The following is a 17,693-nucleotide window of genomic DNA, read 5'->3' on the forward strand; positions in this document are numbered from 1 at the left end:
CGCGATCAACGCGGCCCGCCCGGCGCGATCAGATCGAGCAGATCGTCCATGTCGAAAGGCTTCGCGAGGATCGGCACGCCGAGATGCTTCGCGCGCTCCAGTTCGTCGGCATAGCCTGTCATCAGCACGAGTTTTTGCGAAGGACGTCGCTTGACGATCTCCTCGGCCAGATCGATGCCGTTCATGCGGCCAGGCATCTGCACATCGGACAGCACCAGATCGAATGCATGGCCTTCGCTCAATAGCGCGAACGCGGCATCGGCGCTTTCCTCGTGATGCACCGTGCAGCCGAACATTTCGAGCACCGCTGTCACGCCCGCCGCGACATCCGCGTTGTCCTCCACCAGCAGCACCGACTTGCCGCGCAGCGGCTCATCCTGGTCGTCCGTCGCGGGTACGAGCGACAGCGTCGCGAAATCGGACGGCATACCGGCTTTCGATGCCTCGGGCACCGGACCATCATGACGCGGCAGATAGAGCCGGACAGTGGTGCCCGCGCCCGTCACGCTCGCGATGCGCGCGGCGCCGCCCGCCTGCTCGCACGCGGCGAGCACTTGCGTCAGACCGAGACCGGTGCCCGCACCGCGCTGCTTCATCGTGAAAAGCGGTTCGAATGCGCGCCGCTGAACCTGCTCGGTCATGCCTTCGCCGTTGTCGGTGATCGAAACGAGCACATAATCGCCATCGGGAATATTCGTTTCCGCGCCGCGCATGGGCGCGTTCTGGCAACGGATAAGCATGCGCCCGCCATCCGGCATCGCATCGTTCGCATTCACTGCGATATTCACGAGCGCGAGTTCCAGCTCGACCGGATCGGCCATCACCTTCCACAGACCGGGCGACAGCTCCAGCGTCACCGTGACGGACGGATCCATCGACTTCTTCACGAGATCGAGCACGCTTCTCAGCCAGTTGGCCGGATCGATCAACTCCTGTTTGAGCGGCTGTTTGCGCGCGACGCTCATGAGCCGGCGCGCGAGCGACTTGGCGCCGGCGGTGGCGCGCTCCACCGCGAGCACTTCGCTCTCGACGTCGTTGAAGCGCTTGCGGCGCGCGAGCTCCATGTTCGATCCGACCACCATCAGCAGATTGTTGAAGTCGTGCGCGACGTTGGCGACGAGATTGCCGAGCGCGCCCGTGCGCCGCAATTGCCGGCTCGACGCTTCGTTGGAAAGCCGCGTTGCGACTTCGGCCTGCCAGTGCTCCCATGCGGCCTGTTCGGCATCGAGCCGGCGAATCGAAAACGCGATCAGCAGCCACACCGCGATGCACGGCATCAGCGCGATCGCCGCGACGAACGCGAGGTTGTCGCGCCAGCGCGTCTCGACGGCGGACGTCGCATAACCGGTCGATACATAGAGCGGCGCGTCGCCCACGCGCCTGAAGGCGAGCAGCCGCTCGACTTGATCGATGCCCGAACGCATGCGCGTGCTGCCGTACAGTTCGTTGTTGCGAAACTCGCTGGTAAAGGGCGTGTTCGTCGCAGGTTCCGTGCTGTCCGCGCTCTCCGGAAAGCGCGCGAGGATATTGCCGTCGCGGCGATACAGTCCGATGACGAGCGCATGATCGCCCGCCGCGAGTTCGCGATAGAAATCGGTGAAAAAGTCGCGCTTCAACGCGATCGAAACGACGCCGAGAAACTGTCCGTTGCGACCGATGCGGCCTCTCGTCGTCGTGAACACATCGGAACGCGCCACCTTGCCGAGCAACGGCAGCGAGAAGTACGTGACGGGCGCGACCGCGCGCGCGGACTGAAAATCGTCGCGCTCCGCAATCGACACGGCAGGCGCCGGATACCAGCGGCTATTCGCGAGCAGCGCGCCTTTTACGCCGAAAACGGAAATTGCGGCGATCTGCGCGAGCGTGCCGCTCATGTCGTCGAGCGTGCGATGCAGTCCAACCTCGCGACGCTTGATGGAGGCATCGTCGCTGTCGCCGAGCAGATCGACGATGCGCGTCTCCAGTTGCCGATTCAGGTCGATCACCTTCAGCGCGTGCTCGTCCGCGATGCGCGTGAGGCGCCCGGTCAGTTCCTGTGCTTCCGCAAAGCGGCGCTGATGATCGTGGTAACCGTAAATGCAAAGGCTCGCGAGCGGAATCACGACCGACGCGCAGAGCGCAAGCAGCAGCATCTTTCGCATCGACGCGAAATTGCGAGCGGGCAGCGGCAAATCGAATGTCGCGGTCTCGGTGGAGTCCAACGTTGCGTCTCCGAGAAATCGACCGGTACCCAATACATCGTACCCGGCGTGCGCCGGAAAGCGACATCAACTATGAAATTTGCCGTTCAGCAAAGCGCCTGCATGCGCCAGTCGTCATCGGGTGTGATCGGCAACGCGCGCTTGTGATGCGTCGCGTCATGGAAGCGGTAAATGGTCGCGTAGACCGTATCGGAAACCGGCTTGCCTTCGAGAAAATCGTCTATGTCCTCGTAGCTTATGCCGTAGCTGTCTTCATCGGGCTTCATCGGCGTGAGGGTTTCGAGGTCGGCGGTCGGCACCTTTGCGGATATCTCGTTGCCCGCGCCGAGCGCTTCAGCGAGCGCGCGCACGCGGCGCTTGTTCAGGCCGTAGAGCGGCAGCACGTCCGCGCCGCCATCGCCGAACTTGGTGAAGAAGCCCATCAGCGATTCGGCCGCGTGGTCCGTGCCGATCACGACGCCCGCGTGCGCGGCGGCCACCGCGTATTGCGCGATCATCCGCTGGCGCGCCTTGATGTTGCCGAGCACGAAGTCCTCGTGCCGCTCGTCGCGATACAGCAGGCCCGATGACGCGAGCGATTCGCGCATCGCGTCGGCGGCGGGCTTTATGTTGACCGTGAGCGTTTCGTCGGGCCGGATGAATGCGAGTGCGCGTTGCGCATCGGCTTCGTCGCGCTGCTCGCCGTAGGGAAGACGCATCGCGATGAAGCGCGCATCGACATGACGCGCCCGCAGGCGCTCGACGGCGAGTTGCGCGAGACGGCCCGCCGTCGATGAATCCACGCCGCCGCTGATGCCGAGCACATAGGTGCTGAGCTTCTGCGCTTCGAGATAGTCGGCGAGGAACGCGATGCGGCGTTCGCGTTCGGCGTCGAGATCGAAGACCGGCGCGACCTTCAGTTCCTCGATGATGCCGCGCTGGCGTGAGGCGTGATCGTTCGACATCGTGTGCTCGCGTTGGGCTGATGAACTCGTAACGCTACAGCAAAGCGCGAGTCTCTGGCGTCAGCCCGCCATTTCCCGATCCGGCGTGGCCGAAATGCGATGGATCGCGAGATCGGCGCCGTTGAATTCTTCCTCGCGATCGAGCCGCAAACCGACGGTCATCTTGATCGCGCCATAGACCGCCGCGCCGCCCGCGAGCGCGAGGGCCACCGCGCCCACCGTGCCGATGACCTGCGACCACATCGACACGCCGCCGATGCCGCCGAACACCTTCTGCCCGAAGATGCCCGCAGCGATGCCGCCCCACGCGCCGCACATGCCGTGCAGCGGCCACACGCCGAGCACGTCGTCGATACGCCAGCGGTTCTGCACGCACGTGAACATCTGCACGAACAGCACGCCCGCGACCGCGCCGACGATCAGCGCGCCTAACGGATGCATGAGGTCCGAGCCCGCGCACACCGCGACGAGACCCGCGAGCGGCCCGTTGTAGGTGAAGCCCGGATCGTTGCGGCCGGCGACCCACGCGGCGAGCGTGCCGCCGACCATCGCCATCAGCGAGTTCACCGCGACGAGGCCGCTGATCTTGTCGACCGTCTGCGCGCTCATCACGTTGAAGCCGAACCAGCCGACCGCCAGCACCCACGCGCCCAGCGCGAGAAACGGAATGCTCGACGGCGGATGCGCGGCGATACGTCCATCCTTGTGATAACGCCCGTGACGCGGCCCGAGCAGCAGCACCGCCGGCAGCGCGACCCAGCCGCCGAATGCATGGACGACGACGGAGCCCGCGAAGTCGTGAAACGGCGCGCCAAAGGCCTGCGTCAGCCAGCCCTGAATGCCGAAGCGCTCGTTCCACGCCACGCCTTCGAGCAACGGATAGATGAAGCCGACGATCACGCAGGTCGCGAACAGTTGCGGATTGAACTTCGAGCGCTCGGCGATGCCGCCCGACACGATCGCCGGAATCGCGGCCGCGAAGGTCAGCAGAAAGAAGAAGCGCACGAGCGCATAGCCGTTGTGCTCGCCGAGGATATCGGCGCTGTGCATGAACTGCACGCCATACGCGATGTTGTAGCCGATGAAGAAGTACGCGAGCGTCGATACCGCGAAGTCCACGAGGATCTTCACGAGCGCGTTCACCTGATTCTCGCGGCGCACCGTGCCGAGTTCGAGAAAGGCGAAGCCCGCGTGCATCGCAAGCACCATCGCGGCGCCCAGCAGCAGGAAAAGAGTGTTGGTTCCGGATTGAAGTGCCTGCATGTTTCGAGCGCTCGGGTCTGAAGGAGGCGCTGATTTTGCAAGTTCCGGGCCAAGTTGGCGCACAAAGCATCGAAACAGTGCGCAGGCGTGCATTGACGCGGTTACGCATGGTGCAACGTGCGCCGCGAAGGTTCGTACCGTTTCGCTCGATGTTGGTGCAATGCCCCGTCGTGTCGCATCGCATGCACCGGACGCGGGCCAAAAATTTCACTTTTGCAAGTATTCGACGCGGCGCACCGACGCGTCGCGCGGCGAGTATCCTGAAGTCTGCATCGCGCAAAAGGAGGCGTCGATGTCCGTCGAATATCTGGGCGAGCACGTGCGCATGGAACCGCACGCGCTCGATCCGCGCGTCGTCACGGTCGTGCTCGATCGCGCGCAACGGCGCAACGCGGTGGATCGCGAGATCGCGGATGCGCTGCGCGAAGCGTTCGAGCGCTTCGACGCCGACGACGCGTTGTCGGTCGCCGTGCTGTGGGGCGCAGGCGGCACGTTCTGCGCGGGCGCGGATCTCTCCGCGCTCGACGACGACGCGCGCCGCAACGAGATCCATCCGGACGGCAGCGGCCCCGGCCCGATGGGGCCGACGCGCCTCGCGCTGAACAAGCCCGTGATCGCGGCGATCGCGGGACATGCAGTCGCGGGCGGGCTCGAACTCGCGGCGTGGTGCGATATGCGCGTCGTCGAGGAACACGCGGTGCTCGGCGTGTTCTGCAGGCGCGTGGGCGTGCCGCTCGTCGACGGCGGCACGATACGCCTGCCGCGGCTCATCGGCATGTCGCGCGCGCTGGATCTGATACTCACAGGGCGCGCGATCGATGGGCACGAGGCGCTCGCCATCGGCCTCGCGAATCGCATCGCGCCGCAAGGCGAAGCGCGCAGCGTGGCGGAAGCGCTCGCATGCGAGCTGGCCGCGGTGCCGCAGGCCGCGTTGCGCGCCGACCTGCGCTCGGTGCACGAGAACGCGTTCGACGCCGACATCGCCCGGGCATTGCAGCGTGAAGGCGCGAACGGATATCGCTCGATATTCGATGAAGGTCTCGACGGTGCGACGCGTTTTCTTTCGCGCGCGTCGAGCCCGAAAGGACAGGCGACATGAACTCAGTGTTCGAGAATCGCAGAGCGGCGGGCCGCGAGCTCGCGCAGCATCTCACCGCTTACGCGGGCCGCAACGATGTCACCGTGCTCGCGCTGCCGCGCGGCGGCGTGCCCGTCGCGTATGAAGTGGCGTGCGCACTCGGCGCGCGGCTCGACGTGCTCGTCGTGCGCAAGCTGGGCGTGCCGGTTCAGCCCGAGCTCGCGATGGGCGCGATCGCATCCGGCGATGCGTTCTATCTCGACGAGCGCATCGTGCAGTACGCGGGCGTTGCGAAGGACGATCTCGAACACGTGATCGCAAAGGAACGCGCCGAACTCGCCCGCCGCGAGAAACTGTATCGCGGCTCACTGCCGCCGCTCGATGTCGAGGGCCGCGTCGCGATCGTCGTGGATGACGGCATGGCGACCGGCGCGACGATGAAGGCTGCGGCGATGTCGCTGCGTTACGCGCATCCGTCGAAGATCGTCGCGGCGCTGCCGGTCGCGCCGCTCGATTCCGAAGCGCGCGTGGAAGAAGTCGTCGACGAATTCGTCTGCGTGATGCGCCCGCGCCATTATTTCGGCGTCGGGCAGTTCTATATCGACTTCGATCAGACGAGCGACGACGAAGTGCGCGAACTGCTCGACGCAGCGCGCAAGGCGGCCTAACGCATCCAGGGCGCGTCGTGCGCTTCCTGCGCCTTGCCGTATTTCTCGCGCGCGGCCTGCAACACCGTTTGCTCGATGACGCCTTCGTCCACGAGCGATTTCAACGCGGCAATCACGATCGACACGCGATCCACTTCGAAGAACGCACGCAACGATTGACGCGTGTCGCTGCGGCCGAAGCCATCGGTGCCGAGCGTGACGTAGCGGCTCGGCACATACGCGCGAATGAGTTCCGGCACCGCGCGCACGTAATCGGTCGCGGCGATCACGGGACCACGCGAGCCTTCGAGCGCACGCGTGACGAACGGCACGTTCGCATCGTCGTCGTGCAGGCGCGCGAGACGCTCGCATGACGCGCCATCGCGATGCAATTCCGTAAAGCTCGTCACGCTCCACACGGCGGCGCCGATGTTCCAGTCTTCCATGAGCATCGTGCGCGCGGCGATGGCTTCGTTGAGAATCGCGCCGGAGCCGAGCAACTGCACCTGGGCGTCGGCCGCATCGCCGCCGATGCGATAGATGCCGCGCAGAATGCCTTCGCGCGTGTGCGCATCGAGTGAGTTGCCGGGCGCGGACGGCTGCGCGTAATTCTCGTTGGTCACCGTGACGTAGTAGAACACGTCGTTCTGGCGCTCCATCATGTCCTTCATGCCTTCATCGACGATCGCGGCGACTTCGTACGCGAACGCGGGATCGTAGGCGCGGCAATTCGGAATCGTCGATGCGGCGAGATGGCTCGTGCCGTCCTGATGCTGCAAGCCTTCGCCGCCGAGCGTCGTGCGCCCCGCCGTCGCGCCGATGAGAAAGCCGCGCGAACGCTGGTCCGCCGCCGCGAAAATCAGATCGCCGATGCGCTGAAAGCCGAACATCGAGTAGTAGATGTAGAACGGCAGCATCGGCAGATCGTGCACGCTGTACGATGTCGCCGCCGCGATCCACGACGACACCGCGCCCGCCTCCGAGATGCCCTCTTCGAGAATCTGCCCGCGCGTGTCCTCGCGGTAATAGAGCATCGAGCCCATGTCCTCCGGCTCGTACAACTGGCCGAGCGGCGAATAGATGCCTATCTGCCTGAAGAGGTTCGCCATGCCGAACGTGCGCGCCTCGTCCGCGACCACGGGCACGACGCGCGGGCCGAGCGTCTTGTCCTTCAGCAGGCTGCCGAGCATGCGCACGAAGGCCATCGTCGTCGACATCTCCTTGCCGGATGCATCGAGCGCGAATTGCCCCCACGAATCGAGCGCGGGCGGCGTGATGCCTTGCGACGCCTTCGCGCGACGGCGCGGCAGATAACCGCCCAAAGCCGCGCGGCGCTCATGCAGATAGCGCATCTCGGGCGCGTTATCGGCGGGCTTGTAGAACCTGACCTGCTCGACGTCTTCATCGGAAAGCGGCAGGCGGAAGCGATCGCGGAACTGCTTGAGATCGTCGAGATCGAGCTTCTTCTGCTGATGCGTCGTCATGCGGCCCTGTCCCACCGTGCCCATGCCGAAGCCTTTCATCGTCTTGGCGAGAATCACGGTCGGCTGGCCCTTGTGCGACAGCGCTTTCGCGTACGCAGCATGCAGCTTGCGCACATCGTGGCCGCCACGGCGCAAGCGGTCGATATCTTCATCCGACATATGCGCGACGAGCGCCGCGAGTTCCGGATTCTGGCCGAAGAAGCGTTCCCGGTTATAGCGGCCATCGTTGGCCGAGAAAGTCTGGAATTGTCCATCGACGGTATGCGCGAAGGCGCGCAGCAACGCGTTCGTGCGATCGCGGGCGAACAGCGCATCCCAGTCCGATCCCCACAGCACCTTGATCACGTTCCAGCCCGCGCCGGTGAACTGCGCTTCGAGTTCATCGACGATGCGTCCGTTGCTGCGCACGGGACCATCGAGCCGCTGCAGATTGCAATTGATGACGAACACGAGGTTATCGAGCTGTTCGCGCGCCGCGAGCGACAACGCGCCGATCGATTCGGGCTCGTCCATTTCGCCGTCGCCGAAGAAGCCCCACACCTTGCGCCCTTCCGTGTGCTGCAGATTCCGGTTCTGCAAGTAGCGCATGAAGCGCGCTTGATAAATCGAGTTGATCGGACCGATGCCCATCGAGCCCGTCGGGAATTGCCAGAAGTCGGGCATCAGCCACGGATGCGGATACGAGCACAAACCCGGTCCGGCGATCTCGCGCCGATAGTGCTTCAAATGCTCTTCGCCGAGAAAGCCTTCGAGATACGCGCGCGCATACACGCCCGGCGACGAATGCGGCTGGAAGTAGACGAGGTCGCCGCCATTGTTTGCATCGGCGGCTTTGAAGAAGTGATTGAAGCCGACTTCGAACAGATCCGCCGCCGACGCATAGCTCGCGATATGGCCGCCCAGTTCGCCGTACGCGCGGTTCGCACGCACGACCATCGCGAGCGCGTTCCAGCGCAGAACGGCGGCGAGCCTTTCCTCGATGTCGAGGTTGCCGGGATAAGGCGGCTGCTGCGATACGGGAATCGTGTTCGCGTAGGGCGTCGCGCGCGCCCGCGCCGATTCGACGCCCACCGACAGTGCGTGCTCCGCGAGCCTGTCGAAGATGTATTGCGCGCGATCCCGTCCAACATGCGCGACGACCGCATCGAGCGCCTCCAGCCATTCGGCGGTTTCGCCGGGATCGGTGTCCTCGCGTCCCTTGGCGATGGAAAGAAGCTGGTGGGTTCCGCTCGATAAGTCGGTCATGGCGCGACTCCGCTGTGGCTGAAGGATGATCCAAGCATATCCATTGATGCGCAGAATGTGCGTCTCATTTGGCTGGCGCCGCGCTTTGCGGTAGTGTGTTTATTCTTCGAAAACGCCAGAAACCGGAATGTTTCGACTATGACGGCAAATACCAAGCAGCGCCTCGACCGCACCGACATCGGCATATTGAATCAGCTTCAGCAAAACGCGCGCATCACCAATTCGGAGCTTGCGCGCGCGGTGAACCTCTCGCCGACGCCCTGCTTCAATCGCGTGCGCGCACTGGAAAAAGCGGGGCTTTTCAAGCAGCACGTCACGTTGCTCAACCCGGAAGCGCTGGGCCTTTCCATCAACGTGTTCATTCAGGTCAGTCTGGAAAAGCAGATCAAGGACGCGCTCGCGCGCTTCGAGCAGGCGATCAGCGAGCGTCCCGAAGTGATGGAGTGTTATCTGATGACGGGCGATGCGGATTACCTGTTGCGTGTCGTGTTGCCCGATGTCGCCGCGCTGGAGCGCTTTATCCTGGAGCGGCTCACGAAAATGCCGGGCGTTTCCAACATTCGTTCGAGCTTCGCGCTCAAACAGGTGCGCTACAAGACCGCGCTGCCTTTGCCCGCATCCGGACTAACCCTGCCCGATCAGAACGCCGACGAAGCAGAATGGACATGACGCTCGCGCGACCCGCGGGCAATGCTTCCGATCAAACTTAACTGCTCCTGTAATTCTTGCGATGACGCGGGGCGTCGCCTATAACTCGTGAGGCCCATGCGGCATGTTTTCCCGGCTTGACGTGTTCCTCTGACAAAGCTTCACGCACGCGAGAACGACATGAACCTCGATACCGTACGTGTATTCATCATGACGCGCGGCGTCGACTTCGCGATCATGGTCGCCGGCGCGATTGCGCTCTGGATCATCGGCCGCTGGCTCATCAACCTCGTCACGGGCACGATGCGCAAGCTGCTCTCGCGTAACGGCCGTGTGGATCCGACGCTCGCGCATTATCTCGGCTCGATCGTCGGCGTCATTCTCAATCTGCTGCTCGTCCTCGCGATTCTGCAGATCTTTGGCGTTCAGACCACGTCTTTCGCGGCGCTGCTCGCGGGTCTCGGTCTCGCGATCGGTACCGCGTGGGGCGGGCTGCTCGCGCACTTCGCCGCGGGCATATTCATGCAGGTGCTGCGCCCGTTCAAAGTGGGCGATTTCGTGACCGCGGGCGGCGTGACCGGCACCGTCACCGAGCTCGGCCTCTTCGGCACGACGATCACGACGCCGGACAACGTCGCCGCGATCATCGGAAACAACAAGATATTTTCCGACATCATCTGGAATTTCAGCTTGCTGCCGCATCGGCGTGTCGAACTGACGGCGAAGATCGCCAATGGTGTCGATCCGCTCGATGCCATCGCGCGGCTGAAGGAAGCCGTCGCGAAGATCCCGAATGTCGCGACCACGCCGCCGCCGGATGTGGAAGTGCTGTCCTTCACGCCCGAAGGCCCGCTCTTGTGCGTGCGGCCCTATACCAATACCAACGACTACTGGCAGGTCTATTTCGATACCAATCGCGCGATCATCGAGACATTCAAGCAAGCCGGCTATCCGACGCCGGAAACGCCGCTCGTGCGCCGCGTCCTGAACTGATTTTCATGCGCCATTGCTGAACTAGAATGGGTGGAACCGGCGCCGCTCGCGCCGGATCACCGCGCGCGCGCGGAGGATGCCATGCCGACTTATCAGTACCGTTGTCAGGATTGCGGCGAGAACTTCGAACACGCGGAGCACATGGCCGAGCATGCAACGGTGCAGCTCAAATGTCCGAAGTGCGGCAGCGAGAAAATCGCGCACGCGCCCGCGCCGTTCGTCGCGAAGACCACGAAGAAAAGCTGATCTTTACCTTTACGCCGCGCGGAACCGCACCTCGTGTGACGGCAGGCCGCCCAGACGCTGCGCGACGTGATCGATGAACGCGCGCAGGCGCGGCGCTTCGTGACGGCTCGGCGGCCACAGAATCTGGAACACGCCTTCGGTGCGCATATGCGCGCCGAGCACCGCGCGCAACAGTCCGCCTTCCAGCGCGCTCTTCGCGACGAAATCCGGCACGCATGCGAGGCCCAGGCCCGAGATGCAGGCGGCAAGCACCGCTTCCATGTCGTTGAACGTGAGCGTCGCGTGCGGATCGATGGCGAAGGTGTGATCGTCGCGTGCGAAGCGCCAGGGTTCGGGCCGGCCGCTTGTCGGAGAGCGGAAGCGGATGCAGGCGTGGCCTTCGAGATCGGTGGGCGTCATCGGCTCGCCGTGTCCCGCGAAATAGGCGGGTGAGCCGACCACCACCGGCCCGTACTGCGCGAGCGGCCGCGCAAGCAATTGCGAATCGGCGAGACGCCCCGTGCGGATCACGGCGTCATAACCTTCCTGCGTGATATCGACCACGCGGTCGCTGAAATCGATATCCAGTTCGATATCTGGAAAACGCCGCCTGAATTCCGGCACGAGCGGCATCAAAAGCCGGCTGCCGAGCGACGGCGCGGCGATCCGCAACCGGCCGCGCGGCGAAGAGGTCGAATGGAACAGCTCGCTCTCCGCTTCTTCGAGATCGGCGAGCATGCGCTTGCAGCGCGCGAAGAAGCGCGCGCCTTCGTGCGTGAGACCGATCCTGCGCGTCGTGCGATTGAGCAGTTGCACGCCGAGCTTCGCTTCGAGGCGCATCACGCTCTTGCCCACCGCCGACGCCGAGAGCCCGAGCGCGCGCCCCGCCGCCACGAAACTGCCCGACTCCGCCGCGCGCACGAACGCGACCATGCCGGAGAGACTTTCTGTCGAGGGAGACGCCCCGGGGGAATTCCCGGCAAGAGACCCATGCGGAGCCTGCGATGGAACGGTCGTCATATTGTTCATGATCTGGCGGGAAATGAGGCGCGACGGAATGCGCCTGTCTCCTGCATGAACGTTCCCGACGCCGATTTATTCCCGCAATTTCGTATCGCGCGCGCTTACCAGACGAAGGGCACGAGCCGATAGCGCACGCGTTGCGCATATTGGGCATAGCCTTCGAGATGCGCGACGAGTTCGCGCTCTTCCATCACCGTGCGCCAGACGATCCCCGCGAGCAGCAGCATGGAGAACGCGAGGCCCCACCACGAGCCGAGCACGAGCGCGCTCGCCGGAATCATGATGCAGGCGGCCGCATAAAGCGGATGACGCACGATTGCATACGGCCCGCTCGATACGACGCGATGCCCGCGCTCCTTTTGAATCTTCACGACGGGCGCGAGAAACGTGTTCGCGAGAAACACGCGCGCGACGAGCCAGAACGACATGGCGACGAGCGCCGCGCCGACCGATGCGAGCCAGCGCTGCTTCGACGATGACTGCAATCGCAACTTTCGATGCGAGCGGCATGGCGTGATGGCGCGTTGGCGTTCCGTGCGCCTCAGCCGTTCAGTTCCTCGTGCAGCGCGACATATTCCTGCGCGAGCTTGTGACGAGGTTCGAGATAGATCATGGGGCGCGCGTGCTGATGGCTCTCGCGAATTTTCACGGAGAGCGACAGATGCGAATTGAGCACGGGCAGATCTTCCTTGCGCAGTTCGTCGACGAGTTGCTGCGGCAGGCTCGCGCGCGGCTGAAACTGATTGATGACGATGCCTTCGACGCTCAGGTCCGGATTGTGATCGTGGCGGATTTCCTGCACGTTATCGAGCACCGAATAGAGCGCGCGACGCGAGAAGTCGTCGCAATCGAACGGAATCAGGCAGCGCTCGACCGCGATGAGCGCCGAACGCGTGAAGAAGTTCAGCGCGGGCGGCGTGTCGATATAGACGGCGTCGTATTGCTGCATACCCTTCAGCGCGTCGCGCAGCTTGTAGATCTTGTATCGCGATTCGAGCTTGCTTTGCAGCGCTTCGAGGGTCGGATGCGACGGCACGATGTCGAGATTTTCGAAGGGCGTCGAATGAATGAAAGATTCGAACGCCGGTTCGCGAAAGCTATAACTCAATGCGGATTCGAAGAAGCTCGCGAGATTCGGCTGGGCGTCGCGGGATTCGGCGCCGAGCAGGTACTGGCTCGCGTTGCCTTGCGGATCGAGGTCGATCACCAGGGTGCGCAGGCCGCGCGAGGCGCTGATCGCGGCGAGATTGCAGACGATGGTGGACTTGCCTACGCCACCCTTTTGATTGAAGACCACACGGCGCATCGGGTTATTCATCCTCGGTTTATGAACGCTCGGTTTTTTTAAGGCGTTCTGGGTGGGTTGCGATTCGGTTCCCGAGGTGTGATCTTAGCGTATTGGTTTTTGTTTTTTTGCCGGATCCCGGATTCGCGTCGGTCTATTTGTGTTGCCCCTATGCGGGGCGGCAGTCACTTTCTTTGCTGCTGCAAAGAAAGTAACCAAAGAAACAGCTATCCCCAGCCTAAGCACTTCACACCGGCCGCGGCACAGGCGATTGGCTGAATGGCCCGGCTGTAGCGAGTGCCCTCGTAGGTCTCGCGGGGCTTGGACCGCGCACGGTCTGACTCATCGCACCACACAACGAACTGGTTCAGCACCAAATAGCTCCGGCCCGCTTCGCGGCCGATGGGTCAATCGGGTGCGCACGCGCTTCTTCGATGGTTTCCCATGCAAACCCAACGGCAGCGCGTAGCGCTGTGCCGAAGCTATTTGGTGCTGAACCAGTGCGCTGAAACTTCTAGCTTGTCAGACCGTGCGCGAGCCAAGCCCGAATGGGCCTTTGAGGGCGACACTTAGGCGAGTGCCACGGGCGGCTGGCAAGCATGGCCAACGTGCGTGTGACCGCGGGCGATGAGAAGCTGCTTTCTTTGGTTACTTTCTTTGCAGCAGCAAAGAAAGTGACTGCCGCCCCGCACAGGGGCAACGCTAATAGACCAACAACAAACCGGGATCCGGCAAAAAACAAAACCATCAAGGAAAAGCCGGAATCGTAGGATCGGCCCCTTCGACATCGGCCTCCGGATGATGACTCTTCACCAGCGCCTCGATCTCCTCGACCCGATCCTTCGGCACATCGACCATCATCAGCAACTCGCCCTCTTCGATCGCGTGCTCGAAGCGCCGCAATCGCGTATTCGGAATACCCACTCCGATCATCGTCGCGGCCCAGGCGCCGAACCCCATGCTCGCGAGCGTCATGCAGACAACCGCGCCACCGGCTATCGTCAAACCCGCGGGTGGAAACGCCATCGCCACGAGCCCCGCGAGCACGCCCGTCACGCCGCCGGCAGCCGTTCCGCGTGCCAGTGCGGGCAAAAGATCACTGCGTTGAACGAGTGTCGCCTGCGGCAAGTCCTCCAGCGGTTCATGAGGCCGCGCGAGCACATGCATATGCCGCCATTCGATTCGCTTCAGCAGCAGTTCGTCGATGATCCCCTTTGCGCTCGCCACGTTCGGGAGCAGAAAATAGATGCGCCTCATGTCGCACCTCCATATCGGATCGTCATAAATCCAATATAGACCACACGCACGGGAACGCTTCGCGGCCCGCCTGAAGGCTTACGTTTTTCAAACGGTCGAGCGAATGCGCGCGCCGCTCTCATCGAAGAAATAGATGCGCTCGCGATTCACGCGCACCCCGGCGCCCCCGCCGATCTCGCCCGCAAACGTATTCGGCACCTTCACGACCACCTGCTGCTCACCGACGTTCATCGTGACGAGCGAATGATCGCCGATCAACTCGACCGAATAGATGCGCCCCTGCAATTCGCCATCACCTTGCGCCACGAGCGAGCATTCCTCGGGGCGCACACCGAGCACCGCCCGGCCCTCGTGACGAGCCGAGGTGTCGAGCGAGATGCCGGGCGCATCGAAGCGTCCTTGCGCGAGCGTGCCGCGCAGAAAATTCATCGGCGGCGAACCGATGAAGCCCGCGACGAACAGATTCGCCGGGTCCGAATAGATGCGCGCGGGCGTATCGAGTTGCTGCAGCGCGCCCTTGTCGAGGACGGCCACGCGATGCGCGAGCGTCATCGCTTCGATCTGATCGTGCGTCACATAGATCGTCGTGATGCCGAGTTCGTGCTGCATGTGCTTCAACTCGGCGCGCATGTGGCCGCGCAGCTTGGCATCGAGATTGGAGAGCGGCTCGTCCATCAGGAACGCCGCAGGCCGGCGCACGATCGCGCGCGCAAGCGCCACGCGCTGACGCTGTCCACCGGACAACTGTCGCGGAAAGCGCGACAGCAACGGCTCCAGTTGCACGCTCGCGGCCACTTCGCGCACGGCGGCATCGATCTCGGCTTTCGGGCGCTTTCGCACGATGAGCGGATACGCGATGTTCTCGAACACGGTCTTGTGCGGATAGAGCGCATACGACTGGAACACCATCGCCACATCGCGATCACGCGGCAACTGATGCGTGACATCGGTATCGCCGACGAACACCGCGCCTTCCGTCGCCGATTCGAGTCCCGCGACGATGCGCAGCGCCGTCGTCTTGCCGCAACCAGATTCGCCGAGCAGCACGAGGAATTCGCCCGCCTGCACGTCGAGCGACAAATCGTGCAGCACGCGTGTATCGCCGAACGTCTTGCCGACGTTCCTCAACGACACGCTCTTCGACTGGCGCGCCGTCGCGATCTTCGTCAGGCGGGCGTCATCGACCTTCACCGCCTCGCTATCCATGACCGTCATCCTTTCACGGCTCCCACGAGAATGCCCCGCACGATGAAGCGCTGAAGCGTGAGCGTCAGCAGCATCACCGGCAGGATCATGATGAGTATCAGCACCGACATGTTCCACCATTGCGGTCCGCGTGTCGCGTTCTGCGCGGCGACGAGCAAGGGCATCGTCTGCGCGTTCGCTGTCGTCAGAAACAGCGCGAAAAGGTACTCGTTCCACGAGAGGATCAGCACGAGCAGACCCGTTGCGACGAGACCCGGCGCAACGAGCGGCAGCACGATGCCGAAGAGTATCGAGAAGCGCGTCGCGCCGTCTATCTGCGCGCTCTCTTCGATCTCGCGCGGGACGCCATCGAAGAAATCGAACATCAGCCATACGACGATCGGCAGGTTCGCCGTCGCATAGGTGATGATGAGCGCGAGATGCGTGTCGAGCAGGCCGACGTCCCTGAAGGTGAGATAGATCGGGATCACCGTGACGACGGGCGGCAAAATGCGCTGCGATACGACCCAGAAGAGAATGTCGTCGTTGCTCAGATGCCTGCGCGCGCGCCGCACGATCGGGCGCAACAGCAGGAAGAAGAGCGCGAGCGCGACCGCGAGCGCGATGCGCAGATCGACATGTCCCCACGCGACCGCCGCGATCAGCAACGCGATCAGCACGATGCCGAAACCCACCGCTGCAACCGGCGGCCGATACTCGATGCGCGCGAGTGCATACGCGGCCATCGAGCCGAGAAAGACCGAAGCTGCCGTGCCGCATGTCGCGACGATCAGCGAGTTCATATAAGGCCGATACGTGTCCGGCCCGAGATCGACGAAGATGTAATGCCACGCGTCGAGATGCGGCTCGAAGTCGACGAAGGGAACGTAGAGCGGTCCCGTCGATACATCCACCGGCAGCTTGAACGACGTTATCGCCATCCAGTAAAGCGGAAACAGCACGACGAGCGACCAGAACCCGAGCAGCAGATACGCGATCGCCTTGCCGCCGATCGGCAGCTCATCCAGACGCGCGGGCACGAACCAGCGTTTCAACGCGTTCATCACTGATCTCCCCGCGCGCGCCGCACGACGAACTGGAAGAACGACACGCATGCGATCGTCGAGACGAAGAACAGCATGTACGCCACCGCTGAAGCGCCGCCGAGATTCAGCGCGCGCCATTCGATGAACGCGTGCAGCGTCATCGATTCGGTCGCGATGCCGGGGCCGCCATTCGTCAGCACGTTCGGCAAGTCGACGATCTTGAACGCCTCGATCAGCCGGATCAGCACCGCGCTCGCCGCGACCGGCGCGATGGACGGCCACGTGACATCGCGGAACACGCGCCACGCCGATGCGCCGTCGAGTTGCGCCGCTTCGATCTGCTCGCGCGAGGTGCCTTCGAGCGCGGCGAGCATCACGAGGAACATGAAGGGCACCCATTGCCATGTATCGCCGATCACGACGACGAGCCGCGCAAGCCACGGGTCCGCCGCCCACGAAATCTGGCCGAGGCCGAGCCACGACCATACCGGCGCAAGCGGTCCGATGGACGTATCGGCCATCATGCGAAACATATACGCAATGCCGACGGGCGTCACCATCAGCGGCAAGAAGAAGAGGAGCCGGAAGAAGCGCCCGCCCTTCAGCGGCAGCGTGCACAGATAGGCCAGACCCAGGCCGACGAGAAATTGCAGCGCGACGCCGAGCACGACATAGAAGATCGTCACCATCAGGCTGCCGAGCGCGCCACCGCCGCCGAGCGTGTTCGCTGCGAGCCACACGAGCGCGAGAAACGCGGCCGCGCTGATCGATCGGCCGAGCGTGCCCATGATCGAGCGCCCGTCGCTCCTTAGATAGCGATAGAACCAGTAGATCACCGCGAGCACGGCGACCACGATAGTCGCAATGCTGACGATTCCCGGCGCGCGGAACACGCCGGTGAAGTGATATTGCTGGCTGCCGGAAAAGAGCCGCACGTAGTTGCGCAGTCCCGTGAAGGTCAGTTGATAGCCGCCCTCCCCGAGTTCGAAACGCGTGAGCGAAAGATAGGCCGACGCCACGAGCGGAAAGATCGAGAACGCAAGAATCAGCAGCACGGTAGGCAACACGAATACGAAGGGCGCCTGCCGGTCGAGCCAGTTGGCGACACGCGCGCGCGAGCCTCGCTCGTTCGCGACCACGGACGATGCGTGGGACGGCGTAATCATCGA

At 63.5% G+C, this 17,693-nt stretch carries 17 protein-coding genes; 6 read left to right on the plus strand and 11 right to left on the minus strand.

Annotated elements, in window-relative coordinates:
- Positions 1-5 precede the first annotated feature (5 nt).
- From IAG25_RS28990 to IAG25_RS29000, 3 genes are all read right to left on the minus strand, one after another.
- Positions 6-2,201, minus strand: coding sequence for a hybrid sensor histidine kinase/response regulator (locus IAG25_RS28990; protein ID WP_255504016.1), 2,196 nt, complete (start codon positions 2,199-2,201; stop codon positions 6-8).
- A gap of 86 nt (positions 2,202-2,287) precedes the next feature.
- Positions 2,288-3,145 (minus strand): ammonia-dependent NAD(+) synthetase, encoded by an 858-nt coding sequence (nadE, locus tag IAG25_RS28995; protein WP_187607910.1) that lies wholly within the window; start codon positions 3,143-3,145, stop codon positions 2,288-2,290.
- 60 nt (positions 3,146-3,205) lie between these two features.
- Positions 3,206-4,408: an ammonium transporter gene (locus IAG25_RS29000; protein WP_187607911.1), complete on the minus strand. Its 1,203-nt coding sequence runs from the start codon at positions 4,406-4,408 to the stop codon at positions 3,206-3,208.
- Between the two features lie 292 nt (positions 4,409-4,700).
- Here IAG25_RS29000 and IAG25_RS29005 point away from each other — a divergent pair, with 292 nt between their 5' ends.
- Both IAG25_RS29005 and IAG25_RS29010 read left to right on the plus strand, forming a co-directional pair.
- Positions 4,701-5,507, plus strand: a complete 807-nt coding sequence (locus IAG25_RS29005) for a crotonase/enoyl-CoA hydratase family protein (protein ID WP_187607912.1) — start codon at positions 4,701-4,703, stop codon at positions 5,505-5,507.
- The gene (locus IAG25_RS29010; protein ID WP_187607913.1) at positions 5,504-6,154 is read left to right on the plus strand and encodes a phosphoribosyltransferase; all 651 of its coding nucleotides are present in this window, start codon (positions 5,504-5,506) and stop codon (positions 6,152-6,154) included. Before IAG25_RS29005 ends, IAG25_RS29010 begins: the two co-directional genes overlap by 4 nt.
- Here the strand turns inward: IAG25_RS29010 and mdeB are convergent.
- A complete protein-coding gene (gene mdeB, locus IAG25_RS29015; RefSeq protein ID WP_187607914.1) occupies positions 6,151-8,862 on the minus strand; it encodes an alpha-ketoglutarate dehydrogenase in 2,712 nt (903 codons plus the stop codon). The two genes, IAG25_RS29010 and mdeB, sit on opposite strands and share 4 nt — an antisense overlap.
- Before the next feature lie 138 nt (positions 8,863-9,000).
- Between mdeB and IAG25_RS29020 the strand changes: the two genes are divergently transcribed.
- From IAG25_RS29020 to IAG25_RS29030, 3 genes are all read left to right on the plus strand, one after another.
- Complete coding sequence (locus tag IAG25_RS29020; protein WP_035506019.1) at positions 9,001-9,531, plus strand: Lrp/AsnC family transcriptional regulator; 531 nt, start codon at positions 9,001-9,003, stop codon at positions 9,529-9,531.
- A 159-nt stretch (positions 9,532-9,690) separates the two neighbouring features.
- Positions 9,691-10,503 (plus strand): mechanosensitive ion channel family protein, encoded by an 813-nt coding sequence (locus IAG25_RS29025; RefSeq protein ID WP_187607915.1) that lies wholly within the window; start codon positions 9,691-9,693, stop codon positions 10,501-10,503.
- Between the two features lie 81 nt (positions 10,504-10,584).
- Positions 10,585-10,749: an FmdB family zinc ribbon protein gene (locus tag IAG25_RS29030; RefSeq protein WP_187607916.1), complete on the plus strand. Its 165-nt coding sequence runs from the start codon at positions 10,585-10,587 to the stop codon at positions 10,747-10,749.
- Between the two features lie 9 nt (positions 10,750-10,758).
- On the opposite strand, the gene IAG25_RS29035 is transcribed toward IAG25_RS29030, so the two are convergent.
- From IAG25_RS29035 to IAG25_RS29045, 3 genes are all read right to left on the minus strand, one after another.
- Complete coding sequence (locus IAG25_RS29035; protein ID WP_187607917.1) at positions 10,759-11,661, minus strand: LysR family transcriptional regulator; 903 nt, start codon at positions 11,659-11,661, stop codon at positions 10,759-10,761.
- A 191-nt stretch (positions 11,662-11,852) separates the two neighbouring features.
- Complete coding sequence (locus IAG25_RS29040; protein WP_255504021.1) at positions 11,853-12,236, minus strand: methyltransferase family protein; 384 nt, start codon at positions 12,234-12,236, stop codon at positions 11,853-11,855.
- A 56-nt stretch (positions 12,237-12,292) separates the two neighbouring features.
- Positions 12,293-13,057 (minus strand): ParA family protein, encoded by a 765-nt coding sequence (locus IAG25_RS29045; protein WP_187608054.1) that lies wholly within the window; start codon positions 13,055-13,057, stop codon positions 12,293-12,295.
- Between the two features lie 578 nt (positions 13,058-13,635).
- Here IAG25_RS29045 and IAG25_RS29050 point away from each other — a divergent pair.
- Positions 13,636-13,806 carry a hypothetical protein gene (locus IAG25_RS29050; RefSeq protein WP_187608072.1) on the plus strand — a complete coding sequence of 57 codons (171 nt, stop codon included), beginning with the start codon at positions 13,636-13,638 and terminating at the stop codon, positions 13,804-13,806.
- On the opposite strand, the gene IAG25_RS29055 is transcribed toward IAG25_RS29050, so the two are convergent.
- The 4 genes from IAG25_RS29055 to IAG25_RS29070 all read right to left on the minus strand — a co-directional run bounded on the left by IAG25_RS29055 (position 13,784) and on the right by IAG25_RS29070 (position 17,690).
- Positions 13,784-14,293, minus strand: a complete 510-nt coding sequence (locus IAG25_RS29055; RefSeq protein WP_035506030.1) for a hypothetical protein — start codon at positions 14,291-14,293, stop codon at positions 13,784-13,786. The genes IAG25_RS29050 and IAG25_RS29055 overlap by 23 nt on opposite strands.
- A gap of 87 nt (positions 14,294-14,380) precedes the next feature.
- Positions 14,381-15,499, minus strand: a complete 1,119-nt coding sequence (locus IAG25_RS29060) for an ABC transporter ATP-binding protein (protein ID WP_309243983.1) — start codon at positions 15,497-15,499, stop codon at positions 14,381-14,383.
- Between the two features lie 5 nt (positions 15,500-15,504).
- Positions 15,505-16,542, minus strand: coding sequence for a carbohydrate ABC transporter permease (locus IAG25_RS29065; protein WP_187607918.1), 1,038 nt, complete (start codon positions 16,540-16,542; stop codon positions 15,505-15,507).
- Positions 16,542-17,690, minus strand: coding sequence for a carbohydrate ABC transporter permease (locus IAG25_RS29070; protein ID WP_187607919.1), 1,149 nt, complete (start codon positions 17,688-17,690; stop codon positions 16,542-16,544). The genes IAG25_RS29065 and IAG25_RS29070 overlap by 1 nt, the downstream gene beginning before the upstream one ends.
- Between the last annotated feature and the right edge of the window lie 3 nt (positions 17,691-17,693).

Source organism: Caballeronia sp. EK, from assembly GCF_014384845.1.
GTDB lineage: Bacteria > Pseudomonadota > Gammaproteobacteria > Burkholderiales > Burkholderiaceae > Caballeronia > Caballeronia jiangsuensis.

Excerpts from the sequence above, each read along its gene's own strand:
- nadE (WP_187607910.1), bottom strand. The coding sequence starts at position 3,145 with ATGTCGAACGATCACGCCTCACGCCAGCGCGGCATCATCGAGGAACTG.
- IAG25_RS29000 (WP_187607911.1), bottom strand. The coding sequence starts at position 4,408 with ATGCAGGCACTTCAATCCGGAACCAACACTCTTTTCCTGCTGCTGGGC.
- IAG25_RS29005 (WP_187607912.1), top strand. The coding sequence starts at position 4,701 with ATGTCCGTCGAATATCTGGGCGAGCACGTGCGCATGGAACCGCACGCG.
- IAG25_RS29010 (WP_187607913.1), top strand. The coding sequence starts at position 5,504 with ATGAACTCAGTGTTCGAGAATCGCAGAGCGGCGGGCCGCGAGCTCGCG.
- mdeB (WP_187607914.1), bottom strand. The coding sequence starts at position 8,862 with ATGACCGACTTATCGAGCGGAACCCACCAGCTTCTTTCCATCGCCAAG.
- IAG25_RS29020 (WP_035506019.1), top strand. The coding sequence starts at position 9,001 with ATGACGGCAAATACCAAGCAGCGCCTCGACCGCACCGACATCGGCATA.
- IAG25_RS29025 (WP_187607915.1), top strand. The coding sequence starts at position 9,691 with ATGAACCTCGATACCGTACGTGTATTCATCATGACGCGCGGCGTCGAC.
- IAG25_RS29030 (WP_187607916.1), top strand. The coding sequence starts at position 10,585 with ATGCCGACTTATCAGTACCGTTGTCAGGATTGCGGCGAGAACTTCGAA.
- IAG25_RS29035 (WP_187607917.1), bottom strand. The coding sequence starts at position 11,661 with ATGGTCGCGTTCGTGCGCGCGGCGGAGTCGGGCAGTTTCGTGGCGGCG.
- IAG25_RS29045 (WP_187608054.1), bottom strand. The coding sequence starts at position 13,057 with ATGCGCCGTGTGGTCTTCAATCAAAAGGGTGGCGTAGGCAAGTCCACC.
- IAG25_RS29050 (WP_187608072.1), top strand. The coding sequence starts at position 13,636 with ATGGCCAACGTGCGTGTGACCGCGGGCGATGAGAAGCTGCTTTCTTTG.
- IAG25_RS29055 (WP_035506030.1), bottom strand. The coding sequence starts at position 14,293 with ATGAGGCGCATCTATTTTCTGCTCCCGAACGTGGCGAGCGCAAAGGGG.
- IAG25_RS29060 (WP_309243983.1), bottom strand. The coding sequence starts at position 15,499 with ATGGATAGCGAGGCGGTGAAGGTCGATGACGCCCGCCTGACGAAGATC.
- IAG25_RS29065 (WP_187607918.1), bottom strand. The coding sequence starts at position 16,542 with ATGAACGCGTTGAAACGCTGGTTCGTGCCCGCGCGTCTGGATGAGCTG.
- IAG25_RS29070 (WP_187607919.1), bottom strand. The coding sequence starts at position 17,690 with ATGATTACGCCGTCCCACGCATCGTCCGTGGTCGCGAACGAGCGAGGC.